This window comes from Dolichospermum sp. UHCC 0260, from assembly GCF_009711985.1.
In the GTDB taxonomy this organism is placed as follows: Bacteria; Cyanobacteriota; Cyanobacteriia; order Cyanobacteriales; family Nostocaceae; genus Dolichospermum; species Dolichospermum lemmermannii.
In genome coordinates this window covers 1-16,868 of the sequence record NZ_VIKZ01000074.1, presented here as the reverse complement: position 1 = coordinate 16,868, position 16,868 = coordinate 1, and the positions used below count along the sequence as shown (strand labels likewise).

Genomic DNA, 16,868 nt, shown 5'->3' with positions numbered 1-16,868 from the left:
TGAGGTTCGTTCTAAGTTGGAAGCTAATATTCCGTCTAGTCAATTAACTGTGGCTGCTAAAGATGGAGCAATTGTTGTAGTTGGAAATGTCCAGAATCAAGAACAACTAAATAAAATTAATTCTCTTGCTAAAGAAATCAAGGGTGTAAGAAGCGTCAAAGTTGTAGTCAAAATTGTTCCAGCCGTACCAAGTCCAAAACTATAACCGATGACATTTATTAATTAACAACCTATAAATGAGGAAAATTCCATGAATCTATTTTCACAATTTCGCAAGTTTTTTCTCGTCATTAGTTTAGTTCTATTTCTGGGAATTTTCACAGCTTTTACATCTGAGGTTAGTCTCGCTCAGACTCAAATGGCCACAACTATGAATCGAGTCGAAGCCACAACTAAAAATATTGAAGGTAAAGTTCAAGAAACTTTCGGTAAGGTCACAGGAAATAAAAAAGACCAATTTATGGGTAAAGCCAAGCAAGCTGAAAGTAAAGTTCGTAATGCAGTCGAAGATATAAAAGATACGAAGTGGCAACCCAACTCAAGAGCAACCAAAAAGATTGAAGCTAAAACTGAAAAAGCCATAGACAATAGTATTGTCAACCCTAATTATCTACCTAGTGGAAAAACTGATGACATAAAAAGTGAATCTCGTAACCCAGCAAATAAAATGAAAGAAGAACTTCGCAATACTTTTAAGTAGTCATTAATTAAAATTTGTAGGTTGGGTTGACGCAAGGAAACCCAACATTTTTGGGATTTGGTAGCTGTAGCTTAACCAGAACTACAATTATTTCTAACACTAATTAATGAATTCACAATTATCCACTTTTTGGAATTTATCCGCCGATCAGATATTTGTGCAGGTACAATCAACTCCACAAGGTTTAGCTTTTATCCTCTCTCTTCTTCCGTTTTTTTATGAGGCTGTTCCGAATTATTTAACCATCATATTCGGTATCTATTTCAATATCTAGTGTGTCTTCATCAATCCTGATATACAAAATATTAGGACGGCAACAAACTTGACAATCTTCTATATAGTTTTGTTGCATTCCGGCACTGAAATCAATAAAAGTTACGTTTACTTCTCCACAATAAGCACAATAAAACTCTGATGTATTTTGCATTTTCTATATCTATTTAATAATTTATTTATTTTCCCACACTTTAATATTAAATGATGAAATTGTCAATTGGCTATTTTCTATAATCATTAAAATTATACCAATTTTATATAAAGGTGTGCTAAATAAATTTTATAGCGTGGAGAATCTCTACTCATGCAACTTCTGGACAACAAAGAATAAATTTTATCTTTAAAAGGAAATAATATTAGGCTAAATTAGATTCATACAGGACTTACGCAACTGGCACATTGGTAGGGTGCGTCCGACTGCATAAATCCTGCAAATAAACAGATTGTTGATATACTAAACACGGGTGAGATTTAAACTTTTGCCAAATGACAAAGAACCCAGATGTGTAGGGGTTTAGCAGTGCTAAACCCCTACGTTTAGAATCAAACAATCAAGCCGTTTTGAGTATATCTGACGCACCCTACAACAGATTTTTAGTGTGACACTTGCGTAAGTCCTATAATCAAAGAACCATCAAGGAGAAACTATGTCAGCGGAAAAGCCTAGTATTTTGGTAACGGGGGGAGCAGGATATATTGGTTCTCATACGGTGTTAGCCCTCAAGCAAGCCGGTTATGAGGTGGTAATTCTTGATAACTTGGTGTATGGACATCGGGATTTGGTAGAACAGGTTTTGCGGGTAGAATTGATCGAAGGGGATACAAGCGATCGCCTTTTATTAGATAATCTTTTTCAGAGTCGTAATTTTGCCGCAGTTATGCACTTTTCCGCCTATGCTTATGTAGGTGAATCTGTAACAGATCCGGCTAAATATTACCGTAACAATGTTTTAGGAACGCTGACACTATTAGAATCAATGTTAGCAGCTTCTATTAAGAATTTTGTCTTTTCTTCTACCTGTGCCACCTATGGTGTACCGAATTTTATTCCGATTACAGAAGATCATCCCCAAAATCCCATTAATCCCTATGGGGCAACTAAATTAATGGTAGAAAGGATATTAACTGATTTTGATGTGGCATACAATTTTAAATCAGTGCGTTTCCGCTATTTTAATGCTGCTGGTGCTAACCCCCAAGGATTATTAGGAGAAGATCATCATCCCGAAACCCATTTAATCCCTTTAGTATTACAAACAGCATTAGGTAAACGAGAAGCTATTAGTATTTTCGGAACTGATTATCCTACTCCTGATGGTACTTGTATTCGGGATTATATTCATGTAAATGATTTAGCAGATGCCCATATTTTGGGGTTAGAATATTTATTAAATGGTGGTGAAAGCGAAGTTTTTAACTTAGGAAATGGTAACGGTTTTTCAGTTCGAGAAGTGATTGCTGCGGCGGAAGATGTCACAGGTATGGTAATATCAGTGCAGGAATGCGATCGCCGGATTGGAGATCCTCCAGCTTTAATTGGTACAAGTGAAAAAGCCAGAAAAATCTTGAATTGGCAACCTCAATATCCAGGTATTAAAGATATCGTTTCTCACGCTTGGCAATGGCATCAAACAAGGCATAAATAACTTTTAGTGTAAGTATTAGCTCCCCGATTTCTACGATTTATTCATCACTTATTGACATCATTAAAGGAGAAATCGGGGATCTTCCGCTCTTGTTGATTCAACTTTTGGTTGAGGGAATAATCAAGGAAAAATTTTATATATTTCGCTACGATGTGCAACTCTTTGACATAAAATAGTTTGAGTTTCTTGATCAAGAGTTAAACCTATTCTATAATCTCCTACTCTAATTTTATATTTATCTTTGTAACCTTTCATTTTACCAAGATAGCCTAACTCAAAAGGATTTTCTATTTCTAATTCATTAAAAACAATCGCTTCAATCCGAGGCTGAATCTCTTTAGGTAAAGATGCTAATTCTTTTAAAAATTTCTTTGTATATTCAACTTTCCACATTGTTATTTTTCAGTAATTCTAAATATTTTAAAGCTTCGTTTTTAGATAAAATTTCATCAGTTTCTACTTCTTCCATCAGTTTTGCTAATCCATAATTTTCTAATATTTCTTCTATTTGTTCAAATTCAGTAATAGGAATTTGTACAGCGATTGGTTTTTGATTTTGATCTAAAACGTAATTCTTATTGATTTGTAGCATTGATTTTACTCCTAAATCATTAGGTAGATTATAGCATATTGTCTGAATCAGGATGTCCAGGATTTGAGGATTTGAGGATTTACAGGATTTATAGGATTGAGTTATTTTTTAATACTGGAATAGTGAGCGATAGCTTAAAATACATCATCATTATCTACTATTTCTGAATCAAAAATTAACCATTGTTGAAAAAGTTCTTTAATCCATACACTGACATCAGGATATTTTTGATTAATAGCTGTTAGTCTATTTTTCATATTCCTTTGATAATAACTCTGATACTCTAAATTTCTCACAGCAATAAAATTTAATGTGTAGGTTAGCATTCTTAATCTTGCTATGGCTAATTTTAAATTACGACGCGAATAATTATCATACTTTTGTGAATTTTCTTTATATTCAGTAAAAGGAGAATATGAATTATCTTTAATGATTTTCTTAAACTCTATATTATCTAAATCTAATTCATAAAAAGCATCACTACAAATTTCATAATTAATTTTATTTCTTCTTTCTGATTCATTTCCTAATTCAAAGGATTTAATTCCGATATTCCAATACCTATCAATTCCTTTACGATTTCTGAAATGACTAAAATTTTCAAAAAACCGTTTGAACTGTCTTTGATGTTCATCTGATGAGTTAGAAATACCTATGATATGAATATTCTTTTTTTGATAATCTTTTTCTACACAATCTATAGAACGTGATACCCAAGTTGTAAAATTAAGTTGTGTTCTATTTAAACCTTGTATTAAGAAAAAATTAGCATAATATGAAGTCACAAAACCCCAACTAAAATATCCTTGTTTAATCAGATTATCAGCAGCACAAATATTTAAAATTGCTTTAGATAAAAGTTTTTCAATATCACTTAATATATAATTGTTTACATTAGAAATAATAAATCCGTTTTCATAATCTGTTTTTGATTTATATAAGTTAATTAAATAATCTTTAAAAGAACTTTTAGCATCACTATTACAATTACTAAAAGCAATAGCAATTTCCTCAAATGTTAATGACACCTTTTTTAATCTCCAATCATAACCATAAAATCTTCCCGAACTGCATTTTTTAACTTACTCACTATTTTTTCACCAGCTTTTTCTTGTGCTTTAAAACCACCACCACTTGGTAAGTTATCTCTATCAAATTTAAAGTCTTGAATTAGTTCCAGCACTTTAATTGTATTTTCGGTATTAAACAATTGATATTTTTGTATAACCAAATTAAAAATCTCATAAAATGCTTGCATGAGTCCACCAAAACCCACGGTTTTCAAAACATAAGATTTTGGATCTTCCCATTGTTCTAAAAATACAGCTTTAACAGCACGGAAATATATTTCAAAAACTTTATATTGCTGTTCAAAACCATAATTAGCAAGTTTTCCTGTTTTGGGTTCTACATAATCTCTAATTTGATTGACAAATTCATTTAAAGATATGCCAAAACCTGATTCTCCAGTAGTTCTAATTAATTCATATAAAGGACTTTCATCGGTTTCATTTAATCTAATAGCAATTTCTCTGGCACGTCTTTCAGCACTAACTCCTTCTCCATCAAAATCTTCAATATCTCCTTCTAACAAATTCATTAAATCTAAATAAAGAGAGGCAGGAACACCTTTTTGAGTTTTATTAATTGTTACAAAAAGTCTTGCTTGATCCTTAACAGATAATCCCAAAGTAGCAATTACCATTAATTTAAAATCAGGGTTTGCATCATAACAACCGTTGACTCTATGCTGTCCATCTATAATTAGACCTAGAGAGTCTGTTTCATCTAAAATGAGTAAATTATTATTTTCTTGATAGTCAAATTTGCCTTCATCAATATTGACAAGAATAGAATTGGGTATAATACCCTGTCCTTGATTAATATAATTTTTAATTTCTTTGATTCTGTTTTTAGAAAATGATCTTTGATATCCTAATTTTTTATCATCAATCCTCCGAGAAACATCGAAACGTTCATAAATCATCTTAACAGTAGTTACAAACACAAGCATGGTTATCTTGTTTTGAATTACTTGAAGTGTGGGAATTTGAATACTCATAAATAATCAAAGGTTTGATTGTTAACTGTTAACCTAAACGCCATTATAACATAAGTTTTTAATAACTTACTTAGAATAAAGATTCTATTCCAAATTATAATCTAGAAATTGTCTATTTCTGACAAATTCGTTTACCAGTAACTCCTGTAACAATTCCCTTACAATAAAATAAAGAAAGCAAGACATTACAGGATCACAATCTAAACCATGCTACAAGAATATCGTCAACAGGTTGCCGAACGCGCTCAACTGGGTATTCCTCCCTTACCATTAGACGCACAACAAACATCAGCATTGTGTGAATTACTGAAAAATCCCCCGACAGGCGAAGAAGAGTTATTATTAAATTTATTACGCGATCGCATTCCCCCTGGAGTAGATCAAGCTGCTTATGTAAAAGCTGGATTTCTGACTGCGATTGCAAAAGGAGAAATTACCAGTCCTTTAGTTTCTCCAGTAGACGCAGTAGAATTACTAGGAACTATGATTGGTGGTTACAATGTTCAATCCTTAATTGATTTACTCCAAGTTTCTAGCAGTTATGTATCAGAATCTTCAGAAACACCCTTGGTCATGGGAGGAGAAGGAAGAGAACAAATCGCCGCTTATGCAGCCAACGCCCTCAGCAAAATTATGTTGGTGTATGATGCTTTCCATGATGTTTTGGAATTGTCCAAAACCAACCCCTACGCCAAACAGGTGGTAAACTCCTGGGCAGAAGCAGAATGGTTTACGTTGCGTCCCACATTACCAGAATTTATCACTGTTACGGTTTTCAAAGTTCCCGGAGAAACCAACACCGACGACTTATCACCGGCAACCCACGCTACAACCAGACCAGATATTCCTTTACACGCTTTGGCGATGTTAGAAACTCGTCAACCAGGAAGTTTAGAAACCATTGCAGAGTTGAAGAAAAAAGGATTTCCCGTTGCTTACGTTGGTGATGTCGTGGGTACAGGTTCTTCTCGCAAGTCTGCAATCAATTCTGTATTATGGCATTTGGGCAATGATATTCCCTTTGTGCCAAACAAACGGGCGGGAGGTTATATTTTAGGAAGTGCGATCGCTCCCATCTTTTTTAACACAGCCGAAGATGCCGGTGCATTACCCATTCAATGCGATGTCAGCAAAATGGCAACCGGTGACGTAATTACCATTTATCCCTACAAAGGAACTGTTCTCAACGCCGCAGGAGAAGTAATTTCCACCTTCAGCCTCAAACCTGACACCATTTTAGACGAAGTTCGCGCAGGTGGACGCATTCCCCTCCTAATTGGGCGTACCCTCACCGATAAAACCCGTCTAGCATTGGGTTTAGCGCCCAGCACATTATTTATCCGTCCCCAAGCCCCAGTGGACACCGGCAAAGGCTACACATTGGCGCAGAAAATGGTCGGGAAAGCCGCTGGTTTGCCTGGAGTACGTCCGGGGACATCTTGCGAACCAATCATGACTACAGTGGGTTCTCAGGACACTACAGGCCCAATGACCAGAGACGAATTGAAAGAACTCGCTTGTTTAGGTTTCAGTGCAGACTTAGTAATGCAAAGTTTCTGTCATACAGCCGCATATCCCAAACCTGTGGATATTAAAACCCACCAAGAATTACCCGACTTTATCTCCTCCCGTGGTGGTGTGGCGTTGCGTCCTGGTGATGGTATCATTCATTCTTGGCTAAACCGGATGTTATTACCCGACACCGTAGGAACAGGAGGAGATTCCCATACTCGCTTCCCCTTGGGTATATCCTTTCCTGCGGGTTCGGGTTTAGTAGCGTTTGCTGGTGCTTTGGGTGTCATGCCTTTGGATATGCCAGAATCAGTTTTGGTCAGATTTACAGGAGAATTACAACCAGGAATTACTTTAAGGGATGTTGTCAATGCCATTCCTTATGTGGCTATGCAAAAAGGTTTGTTAACTGTCGAGAAGCAGAACAAGAAAAATGTTTTCTCTGGCAAGATTTTGGAAATTGAAGGTTTACCAAATTTGAAAGTTGAACAAGCTTTTGAATTAACTGACGCTTCCGCAGAACGTTCTTGTGCTGGTTGTACAATTAAATTAAGCGAAGAAACAATTGCGGAATATTTACGTTCCAATATTGCCCTTTTAACTAATATGGTAGCCCGGGGTTATAGTGATGCCAGAACTATTATGCGCCGGGTGGCAAAAATGCAAGAATGGTTAGATCATCCAGTATTATTATCTGCTGACGCTGATGCCGAATATGCAGAAATAATTGAAATTGATTTAAGCCAAATCACAGAACCAATTGTTGCTGCTCCCAATGACCCAGATAATGTTAAGTTATTATCGGCAGTTGCCAATGATCCTGTACAAGAAGTTTTTGTGGGTTCTTGTATGACAAATATCGGCCATTATCGAGCAACTGCGAAGGTTTTAGAAGGTGCAGGAGATGTAAAAGCGCGGTTGTGGATTGCACCTCCTACAAGAATGGATGAACACCAATTAAAGGCGGAAGGTGTGTATGATGTTTTCGTGGCTGCAAAGGCGAGAACTGAGATACCAGGATGCAGTTTATGTATGGGAAATCAGGCGCGAGTTGATGATAATACAACGGTGTTTTCTACCTCGACTCGTAACTTCAATAATCGCATGGGTAAAGGCGCTCAAGTGTATTTAGGTTCGGCGGAATTAGCAGCGGTTTGTGCATTATTGGGAAGGCTTCCTAATGTGCAGGAATATTTGGATATTGTCGCTGAAAGAATTCATCCTTTTGCTGATGATTTGTATCGCTATTTGAACTTTGATCAAATTGTTGGTTTTGAGAATGAGGGGAGGGTGATTAGTAAGGAGGAACAGGCTTTGTTGGTATAATGTAATTGGGGTGAGTCTTGATGACTCACCTTGATTTTAAGAAGTTTATATTTAATCTAATTGTTAAGATTTTTTACTCTATCTAAATTAAGCTATTTCAGTGATAAAGTGATAAAATGTAGTTATACTAACTCATTTAATCAACAAATCTCTAATTTTAAACGTTAACGAAAAAGATTGTCAACTATGGTAAATCAACTAGAAATTACAGATCAACGCAAAGAAAATGCTGAAGCGGAAATTCGTGACAAAACAAAGCGTGTTGACTACAACACCTTAGAATATCCTATCGAAGTAATTGTGCAAAAATATTTAGATGGGGAGAAGGAAGATGAAAATGAATTGTTTATTCCAGATTATCAACGAGAAATAGCTTGGGATGAAGATAGACAATCAAAATTCATTGAATCTGTGATGTTAGGTTTACCAATCCCTTATATTTTTGTTGCGGATATATCAAGTACAGAAGATTTAGCACGATTAGAAATTATAGATGGTACACAACGTATTCGGACTTTAGCTAAGTTCATTAACAATGAGCTTAGATTACAAAATCTAAATAAATTAGAAAGCCTCAATGGGTTTACTTTTCAAGATTTACCGCTACCACGTCAAAGACGTTTTAACAGAACTACCATGAGAATGATTCAATTAACCGAACATTCAGGTGAAGAAATTAGAAGGGATATTTTTGAGAGACTTAATACTGGTAGTGTTCAATTGAATGAAATGGAGAAACGCAGAGGATCTCGACCAGGAAAGTTTTTGGATATAATCGAAGAGTTATCAAAATATCAACAATTTCGAGATTTATGTTCTTTTACTCCAACTCAGATAAATAAGAGAGATCCCCAAGAATTTGTTCTCCGGTTTTTTGCATTTCTGAATAATTATGAAAATTATCCTGGGAAAAGTGATATTCATAAATTTTTGGATGATTATTTAGAGCAAGAGAATAAGTCTGAAACATTAGATATTAATGCAGCTAAAAATGAATTTTATTTAATGTTAAATTTTGTTCAAAAGTATTTTTCTGATGCTTTACATACCTATATCAAAATAAAAAAATCCTATGAACCTACAACTAGAATTAAGTTTGAATCAATTACTGTAGGTATTGCTTTAGCGTTAAGAATAAATCCAGATATAGTTCCCAATTCAATTGAGTTTTTAAACTCTAAAGAATTTAAAGATTATACCAATTCTAATGCGAGTAGTTCTAAAAACAAAGTAATTAATCGTATTTATTATGTTCGTGATCAGCTTTTAGGTAATTCATGAGAAGTACATTATTTGAAGATTTTGATAAACGCGCTCAAGAAGTAAGACGATATTTTATATTATTGAAAAATTTAGAGCAAGGTTCAATTCAATTAAGTATGGGTAATACAAACAATACAAAAATCAAACCGATAAACAATGATTTAGAAAAAACTCTTAAAGCAACAGGATTTTTGTTACTATATAATCTAGTTGAATCTACAATGCGTAATGCAATTGAAACAATATTTGATGAATTAAAAACTAAAAATATTTCTTTCGATGATGTAAGAGACGAAATTAAAAAGATTGTTATTGATAATCTAAAAGATAAAGATAATAAATCTACTAAAGATATTTTAGTTACAGTTCAAAATATTTCGGTTGATATCATATCAGCTACTTTTAATAGAGATAGATTATTTTCAGGAAATATTGATGGACAAAGAATCAAAGATATAGCCGAAATGTATGGATTTTCATATAAGACTAATGCTAGAAAAACTGGAAATGGTAAGGATTTACAACGAATTAAAGATCATAGAAAAGACTTAACACATGGTTTTAAGTCTTTTGAGAAAGTTGGTAGAGATGCTACTTCTGATGAGCTATTGGAAATTCAAAAAAGAGTTATTTGTTATTTAAGGGGAACATTAGAAAATATAGAGAGTTATCTATCTAATGAAAAATATTTAAAAAAGAATCCGGTTAAAAATGCTTTAATTAAAGACGGTTGGACAATTACAATAGATACTTGTCCTCTGGAATATGAAGACGTTGAACTTTATCCAGATTTAGCTATAGAAAAGATAATTTCAGAAAACCAAAAACAACGTAAAATTATTGTTGAGATCACAAGTTTTATCAGTTCTTCACTCATCAAAGATTTTCAGAATGCTTTAGGACAATATATTTTATATCGTAATTTGATTCAACTATCTCAAAATGAATCCCAAGAAATTTATTTAGCTGTAAAAGATGAAATTTATGAGACTTTTTTTCAAAGGAAATCAATTAAAACTGTAGTTCAATTAAATCAACTTGCTTTGGTTATTATTAATACAGAAAAAGAGGAAATTGTACAATGGATAAATTAGTTAATTATCGTGAAACTATTAATGAAACTCGCGAAACAAAAAATTAGCAGTGAAAACTCAACGCTTAATCAGTTACTAATGGAATTACAGGAAGAATGCCAGAATGTGATTTCTCTGATTAATCAATTACAACTTTCTGAATTAAGCGATCGCCAAAAGGGTAAAATTCTCTCAGAATTGCTGGTAGCTTCTATTCATTTGCATTCCCATTGTGATGAAGATTGGCAAAATTTAATTTCTGATGAGTTGGAAACTTTAGCAGATGATTAGTGGAGAAAATCTTATGAATATAAAGAGGTGCAAAAATGATAGAATTAAATTCTGAGTTTTTAACAAAAAATGGTCAAAAACAATTTGCAGTTTTACCTTATGAGGAATTTTTGAAGATTACGGAATTGTTAGAAGATTTGGAAGATTTAAGAGATTTACGGGATGCTAAGGAAGAAGAGAAAGATAGTCTTTCCGTATCTTTAGCTGATGTTAAGAAAATGCTTATACATAATCCATAGGTAAACAAAAATGAACTTTTACACAGTTGTTCTCAGACAAAGTTCCGGTTATTGGGTGGGTTTGTGTTTAGAAAATGGGATTGTTGGACAGGGAGATACTCAAGAAGATGCAGTTAATAAATTAAAGGCAGCAATAGAATCTTTTGAAGATGTTTATCAATCAGAAGATAATATTTATAAATCTCCTATTTCTATAGATGAATTACATGAATTTTTGTTAGTTGAGGAAAAAGAAAAACAATCAGAAATCTATGAATTGAGGAAGGTTTATGCCTAAAAATATACCTTCTTTAAAACCCAAAGAATTAATTAAGTTATTAGAAAAAGCAGGTTGTACATTTCATAGAGAGGGAAAAGGTGATCATTGTTTATATACTCGTGAAGTTGAAGGAAAAAGGAGAGTAGTTCCTATAGATATGGGTGCTAGAGAAATGTCTCCTGGTTATGTTTTACGGATTTTTCGGCAGTTTGGTTTTACAGATGAGGAAATTGAAAGTTTGTTAAAGTAAATCAAGGATATTTTTGATCAAATTGTTGTTTTTGAGGATGAGGGGAGGGAGATTAGGATGAAAACCAACTTAAATTAATCATTGTAGATACAGACAAGGAGATTATTACCAAATGGATAAGTTAGAAAATTACCGTTTTTTAATCAGAAAAATCTTAACAGAATATCATCAACTTTTTTCCTCTGCATCTCCTGATAATATAGAAATGCTCTTAGCTTTTGATGAGCAAAGAGATCAATATTTATGGTTTCAAGTTGGTTGGACAACTGAGGAAAGAATTAAGGGAATTTCTGTCCATATTCGTATTAAAAATGAGAAGATTTACATTGAAGAAGATTGGACTGAGGAAGGAATAGCAACTGAGTTATTAAGGGAAGGTGTACCAAAAGAAGATATTGTTTTAGCTTTTCATGATCCAGAAACTCGTAAGTTGACCGAGTTTGCTGTAGCCTAATCAAAAATAAAGAAATATCATTTATTAAAAAGGAGAAATAAATGTCTGTCATTTTTTTGGCTGAATGTGGAAGTAAAGAACAAGCTGAAGTATTTTCTCAGCATTTTAAGGGAATTTATTGGACGCTTGAAGATAATATTGACTCTGAATGTGATGCAGAAATTAGGCAAGACTTTGAGGATAATTGGTGGTCTATCTTATCTGCAAGTGCAATAGATTGGACTCCTGCTAACAGAGAGGAAGGCAATTATCGCTATTTTCAGATTTCGGAATTACAAAGACATTTACAAGAGCATTTGAAATCAGCCCCAGCTTTTCGCTATGGTTTGATTGGGGAAATTGAAAAGCAAGACTTAAATAACTTGCTAACTGATAGTGACTATGGAGCAACTTACAGTCACTTAGTTTCTTCAGCATCTTCTGAAAATACTCAAACTAGTTTTCGTGTACCTATCTTTGTTTATGCTCTTAAAGCTGGATTTTTATTGTCTCAATCACTTTACCAGGAAGTAAGATCACCTTCAAATTTTAAACCCTTTATACAAGGTTATGTTTGGTTACCACCATCATCTACAATAATATCAGGGGGAATACAAGCACCACCGAAAGATGTTATTACGGGACAAACTATGAGGGTATTTATTGATCCTACCCAAGCAAAAATTTATATTCAACAAGGACTTGAATTAAATAAGCAAGGGCAATTTATCAAGGCGTTAGATAATTTGGAAAAAGCTCAAAAGTTAAATCCATTTTCTACTGAAATTCATAGATTTAAAGCATTTACTCTTTTTTCTTTGAAAAGATTGGATGAAGCCTTACAACATTGTGATTTTGCGATACAGTTTGCTTCACCTCAAAGCGAGAGTCTACTTATAGCGTATCAACTAAAAGGAGACATACTCTATGAACAAGGCAAACTTGAAGAAGCACTAGAAGCTTTTAACAATTCATTAGAGTTAAATCCTAATGATTACTATGCTTTTCACCCTTTCTATAAAAAAGGCTTAATATTAGCAAAACTAGAAAGAGATATAGACGCTTTAAATGCTTGCAATATTGCTTTAAGCTTATCTCCAAAGGCTGAGGCAGCCCTTCAATTAAAATTGGGAATTTTGGAATCTTTAATTAAGATAGAAGATCGGGAATTTTTGGGGTATTATCATCATGAACAAGGGATGTTATTAGGATCGCTAGAACGACATCAAGAGGCGGCAGTTGCTTTTGATAATTGTTTAAAAGTACAAGTAAATTCAAATCAAAGAGAGAATAGCGTTACATATTACAATAAAGGCCATGCTCTCTGGAATAGTGGCAATTGGGAAGAGGGTTTAGCTTGTTATGATATGGCAATTCTCTTAAATCCAGATTATGCAATGGCTCATTATGACAAGGGAAATTTACTATACACATTAGGGCGATATCAAGAAGCCTTGTTATCACTTACTGAAGCAACAAGATTAATGCCATTAATGCCATTAATGCCAAATGGTGAAATGCCTCATTATTTGGAAGGGGTTTGTTTAGATATGCTTGGCGACAGCCAAAAAGCCCTAGAAAGCTTTGATGCAGCTATCAGATTAAATCCTAATAATCATATTGGTTATCAAGGTAAGGGAATAGCACTCGATAAGCTAGGAAAATATCAAGAAGCGTTGCAGACATTGGAATATGCGCTGCAATTAAATCCCAACTCCCCTAATACTCAAAACAGTATTAGAATTGTCAAAAAACATCTTGGTTTCGATTCTTTTTAAAGTTTTGAGAGTGCGATCGCTTCTTTTACGACGATGGGGTGCGATCTCTGTTTGGTTATAGTTTGGGAGAGCGATCGCATTCCTCCAACATCCCATACCGACCTAACCCCCCAACCCCCTTCCCTGCAAGGGAAGGGGGAGAAATCTTACTCCCCTCTCCTTGTAGGAGAGGGGCTGGGGGAGAGGTCAAACACGATATAAAAACACACCCCACAAATGAACAACCAACCACCGAAAAAAGACGGACTTCATAACATAGTCATTGGACAAAAAATAGAATCCATAAAACTTGAACGCGCCAAAGAAATGCGTCGCCAAATGACACCAGCAGAAAAAATTCTGTGGGAACATCTTCGCGCCAACCGCTTGCATGGTTTACATTTTCGCCGACAACAAGTTATAGATGGTTTTATAGTAGATTTTTATTGTCATGCTGCTAGTTTAGTCATAGAAGTAGATGGAAAAATTCATGAACAACAAATAGAATATGATATAGAAAGAGACAAAATTTTATCAGCTAGAGGTTTGCGTTTATTGAGATTTAAAAATGAAGAAATAACCGAGAAAATTGATCAAGTTTTGATGCGAATTTATCAAACTTGTTGTGAAAAGACCTAACCCCCCAGCCCCCTTCCCTACGAGGGAAGGGGGAGCAAGATTTACTCCCCTCTCCTTGTTATGAGTATTTGTGAGAAATTCGCGTTTATGTCCTCTGCCGTTGTACTTGCAGTTTTAACATGATTTCTGCGTGCATTTCGCGGGTAATGGGATAGAAATAGACTAAAACTAACCCGGCAATTAAACAAATTGTTGGTATGGGTCCAACAGCGATACGAATGGCTAAAAGTGCAGATTCAGGTTGTACAGGTAAAGAACTTTGTCCAGCAACAGCTTCTTTAAAACCATAAGCTTGTAAGGTATTACCGACCAAAAACAACCCGAAAGCTAAACCAAATTTTTGTAATAAAACCATGAAACCATAAAAAATACCTTCCCGTCGTTGTCCAGTTTGCAATTCATCTAATTCAATCACATCAGGGATCATTGACCAGGGAATTAGATAAGCTGTAGAAACTCCCATACCTGCCATTACAGCCATAACATACATTAAACCAACTTGATTTGGCTGTAAGAAAAATAATCCAGCAGCCGCAATAATCCAGGAACTCATTCCTAAGAAATAAACGATTTTTTTGCCAATCTTTTTACTTAAATAACTCCAAATAAATAACATAAATAAAGCCGTTCCCTGCACTGCAATCATGACTGTGGGGACATCTCCCTCTTTAAGTTTCATACAGTTAACGACAAAATAGGGAATAATACTGGCTGTGATTTGCACACCTAACCAAGAAAAAAGATATATCGCAATTACAAACAGAAAAGGTTTATTACTAAAGACAATTTTTAGCTGTTCAAAAAAGGGAATTTCGGCTTCTTGTGGCAAAGAAATCCGTTTAGCTTCAAAAGCTAAAATGCGATCGCGCACTCCATAAACGCACCAATACAAAGATAAAACCGAAATTACGGTACACACAGCCGCTAAGACTAAATATTGTTGTTGGCGATCGCTAATTTGTGAGAAAATAATCTTTGATAAAATCAACGATAAAATACTGCCACCAATGGAAAACGTAAACCGAAAACTATTCAAACTAGTCCGTTCATCGTAATCTTGAGTTAACTCAGGAGTCATGGCTGTATAAGGCAAATTCACAACAGTGTAAAATGCCTGAGAGACAATGCCAATTACTACATAATACCAAAATAAACACCAAATATTACTACTTTTGTCAGCAGTAAATTGGGGGACAATCCACTGCAAGAAAAAGAAAAATCCAAAAGGAATTGCCCCATATAAAAGCCAAGGTAGACGACGACCCCAGCGCCGGGATTGGGTTTTATCAGTCAACATTCCCACCATAGGATCATTGATACCATCCCAAATTTTGCCAATCATCAAAATACTACCTGCCAAACCCGCTGGAATTCCTGCCACATTGGTAAAGAAAACCATCATGTAAAATACAGCAATATTTGCAGTAATCGCTGGTCCCAAATCTCCCGCACCATAAGCTAATTTAGTTTTAAAATCTAATTTTTCACTTGTTAGCGACTTAGGAAAATCGTTATTATCACCATTATCCTTAACCATAAATTACACCCTTATTAATTGACAATTGACAATAGATAACTAACAATTATTAACACACTTATTTTACTCTTATGTCAGACCTTTACATTTCTTGGTCAGATTATCACCACAAAATTGAACAACTGGCTGTAAAGATTTATCAATCGGGTTGGGAATTTAACCAAATCGTCTGTTTAGCTAGAGGGGGACTGCGAGTAGGAGATATTCTCTCCCGCATATACAATCAACCATTAGCAATTTTATCTACTTCATCTTACAGCGGCGCGGGGACATATAAAAGAAGTAATTTAATTATTTCTCGTCAATTAACCATGACTAGTGAAAATTTAGGTTCACGGATTTTGCTAGTAGATGATTTAGTAGACTCTGGTCTCACTATTCAAGAAACAGTTCCCTGGTTACAGAAACATCATGATTTTCCCATTCAAGAAATTCGCACCGCTGTAATTTGGTATAAAGCTTGTTCAGTTGTTGTTCCTGATTATCACGTTGATTATCTGGCTGATAATCCTTGGATTCATCAACCTTTTGAACATTACGAATCTATTAGTCCTTCCGAACTGGCAAAAAAGCTGAATTTAGTAGTCACATAATCCAAATATTATCCAGAATTTTTGTAGAGACATTTCATGTAACGTCTCTACTTTTTCACTTTTTGTTAAAATAACCATAACCAAACAGGAAGAGTAAACAACAAAACTATCATCCCCATAGCTAAAGCAGTAACAGCCAAATCTCTATCTAAATCAAAGGTTTCTGCTATTACCAATGTAGCCAAAGCTGGAGGCATACCCATTTGCAAAACTATCACCTGTGCTGCATTACCAGTAACACCAAAAAATGAGAGAGTGCTACCTAAAATCATCGGCACTAATAGCATTTTAATGAACACACTACTCCCCGCTTCTGGTAATTTCCGCCAAGATTTTAGTTGGGAAAGTCGCATTCCAATTAACATCAAAGATAAAGCAACTGCACCCCAAGCCAATTTTTCCAAACAAAATACCACTGGA

General features: G+C 34.6%; 21 protein-coding genes. 14 read left to right on the top strand and 7 right to left on the bottom strand.

Annotated features, from left to right (window positions below; all coding sequences use genetic code 11):
• A partial coding sequence (locus tag FJR08_RS21035; RefSeq protein WP_168634453.1) for a BON domain-containing protein occupies positions 1-205 on the top strand: 205 nt, incomplete at its 5' end.
• Positions 206-250: 45 nt separating this feature from the next.
• The gene (locus FJR08_RS24330; RefSeq protein WP_371415571.1) at positions 251-700 is read left to right on the top strand and encodes a CsbD family protein; all 450 of its coding nucleotides are present in this window, start codon (positions 251-253) and stop codon (positions 698-700) included.
• A 238-nt stretch (positions 701-938) separates the two neighbouring features.
• Here the strand turns inward: FJR08_RS24330 and FJR08_RS21025 are convergent, their stop codons facing one another.
• Positions 939-1,127 carry a CPXCG motif-containing cysteine-rich protein gene (locus tag FJR08_RS21025; protein WP_148761195.1) on the bottom strand — a complete coding sequence of 63 codons (189 nt, stop codon included), beginning with the start codon at positions 1,125-1,127 and terminating at the stop codon, positions 939-941.
• A 496-nt stretch (positions 1,128-1,623) separates the two neighbouring features.
• Between FJR08_RS21025 and galE the strand changes: the two genes are divergently transcribed.
• Entirely contained in the window at positions 1,624-2,622 is a 999-nt protein-coding gene (gene galE, locus FJR08_RS21020) for a UDP-glucose 4-epimerase GalE (RefSeq protein ID WP_168634452.1), read from the top strand.
• Positions 2,623-2,742: 120 nt separating this feature from the next.
• Here the strand turns inward: galE and FJR08_RS21015 are convergent, their stop codons facing one another.
• The 4 genes from FJR08_RS21015 to FJR08_RS21000 all read right to left on the bottom strand — a co-directional run bounded on the left by FJR08_RS21015 (position 2,743) and on the right by FJR08_RS21000 (position 5,276).
• Positions 2,743-3,015 carry a type II toxin-antitoxin system RelE/ParE family toxin gene (locus FJR08_RS21015; RefSeq protein ID WP_168634451.1) on the bottom strand — a complete coding sequence of 91 codons (273 nt, stop codon included), beginning with the start codon at positions 3,013-3,015 and terminating at the stop codon, positions 2,743-2,745.
• On the bottom strand, positions 3,002-3,214 hold the full coding sequence (locus FJR08_RS21010) for a hypothetical protein (protein ID WP_168634450.1): 213 nt from the start codon (positions 3,212-3,214) through the stop codon (positions 3,002-3,004). Before FJR08_RS21010 ends, FJR08_RS21015 begins: the two co-directional genes overlap by 14 nt.
• A 134-nt stretch (positions 3,215-3,348) precedes the next feature.
• Complete coding sequence (locus FJR08_RS21005; protein ID WP_168634449.1) at positions 3,349-4,242, bottom strand: hypothetical protein; 894 nt, start codon at positions 4,240-4,242, stop codon at positions 3,349-3,351.
• Between the two features lie 5 nt (positions 4,243-4,247).
• Positions 4,248-5,276: a DGQHR domain-containing protein gene (locus tag FJR08_RS21000; RefSeq protein WP_168634448.1), complete on the bottom strand. Its 1,029-nt coding sequence runs from the start codon at positions 5,274-5,276 to the stop codon at positions 4,248-4,250.
• Positions 5,277-5,483: 207 nt separating this feature from the next.
• Between FJR08_RS21000 and acnB the strand changes: the two genes are divergently transcribed.
• From acnB to FJR08_RS20950, 10 genes are all read left to right on the top strand, one after another.
• The gene (gene acnB, locus FJR08_RS20995; RefSeq protein ID WP_168634447.1) at positions 5,484-8,114 is read left to right on the top strand and encodes a bifunctional aconitate hydratase 2/2-methylisocitrate dehydratase; all 2,631 of its coding nucleotides are present in this window, start codon (positions 5,484-5,486) and stop codon (positions 8,112-8,114) included.
• A gap of 186 nt (positions 8,115-8,300) precedes the next feature.
• The gene (locus FJR08_RS20990; RefSeq protein WP_168634446.1) at positions 8,301-9,395 is read left to right on the top strand and encodes a DUF262 domain-containing protein; all 1,095 of its coding nucleotides are present in this window, start codon (positions 8,301-8,303) and stop codon (positions 9,393-9,395) included.
• Positions 9,392-10,471 (top strand): MAE_28990/MAE_18760 family HEPN-like nuclease, encoded by a 1,080-nt coding sequence (locus FJR08_RS20985; protein WP_168634445.1) that lies wholly within the window; start codon positions 9,392-9,394, stop codon positions 10,469-10,471. The genes FJR08_RS20990 and FJR08_RS20985 overlap by 4 nt, the downstream gene beginning before the upstream one ends.
• Before the next feature lie 21 nt (positions 10,472-10,492).
• Complete coding sequence (locus FJR08_RS20980) at positions 10,493-10,741, top strand: hypothetical protein (RefSeq protein WP_168634444.1); 249 nt, start codon at positions 10,493-10,495, stop codon at positions 10,739-10,741.
• A 35-nt stretch (positions 10,742-10,776) separates the two neighbouring features.
• Entirely contained in the window at positions 10,777-10,980 is a 204-nt protein-coding gene (locus tag FJR08_RS20975) for a type II toxin-antitoxin system Phd/YefM family antitoxin (protein WP_168634443.1), read from the top strand.
• 10 nt (positions 10,981-10,990) lie between these two features.
• Positions 10,991-11,257: a type II toxin-antitoxin system HicB family antitoxin gene (locus tag FJR08_RS20970; protein WP_168634442.1), complete on the top strand. Its 267-nt coding sequence runs from the start codon at positions 10,991-10,993 to the stop codon at positions 11,255-11,257.
• Positions 11,250-11,489 (top strand): type II toxin-antitoxin system HicA family toxin, encoded by a 240-nt coding sequence (locus FJR08_RS20965; RefSeq protein WP_168634441.1) that lies wholly within the window; start codon positions 11,250-11,252, stop codon positions 11,487-11,489. The genes FJR08_RS20970 and FJR08_RS20965 overlap by 8 nt, the downstream gene beginning before the upstream one ends.
• Positions 11,490-11,601: 112 nt before the next feature.
• Positions 11,602-11,943, top strand: a complete 342-nt coding sequence (locus FJR08_RS20960; RefSeq protein WP_168634440.1) for a XisI protein — start codon at positions 11,602-11,604, stop codon at positions 11,941-11,943.
• A 41-nt stretch (positions 11,944-11,984) separates the two neighbouring features.
• Positions 11,985-13,700: a tetratricopeptide repeat protein gene (locus FJR08_RS20955; RefSeq protein WP_168634439.1), complete on the top strand. Its 1,716-nt coding sequence runs from the start codon at positions 11,985-11,987 to the stop codon at positions 13,698-13,700.
• Positions 13,701-13,916: 216 nt separating this feature from the next.
• The gene (locus FJR08_RS20950) at positions 13,917-14,318 is read left to right on the top strand and encodes an endonuclease domain-containing protein (RefSeq protein WP_168634438.1); all 402 of its coding nucleotides are present in this window, start codon (positions 13,917-13,919) and stop codon (positions 14,316-14,318) included.
• Between the two features lie 85 nt (positions 14,319-14,403).
• Here FJR08_RS20950 and FJR08_RS20945 read toward each other — a convergent pair whose 3' ends face one another.
• Complete coding sequence (locus FJR08_RS20945; RefSeq protein WP_168634437.1) at positions 14,404-15,855, bottom strand: MFS transporter; 1,452 nt, start codon at positions 15,853-15,855, stop codon at positions 14,404-14,406.
• Positions 15,856-15,926: 71 nt separating this feature from the next.
• On the opposite strand from FJR08_RS20945, the gene FJR08_RS20940 reads away from it, so the two are divergent.
• The gene (locus FJR08_RS20940; RefSeq protein WP_168634436.1) at positions 15,927-16,448 is read left to right on the top strand and encodes a phosphoribosyltransferase; all 522 of its coding nucleotides are present in this window, start codon (positions 15,927-15,929) and stop codon (positions 16,446-16,448) included.
• 65 nt (positions 16,449-16,513) lie between these two features.
• Here FJR08_RS20940 and FJR08_RS20935 read toward each other — a convergent pair.
• Positions 16,514-16,868: AEC family transporter (locus tag FJR08_RS20935; RefSeq protein ID WP_174783196.1), on the bottom strand; the 355-nt coding region annotated here is incomplete at its 5' end.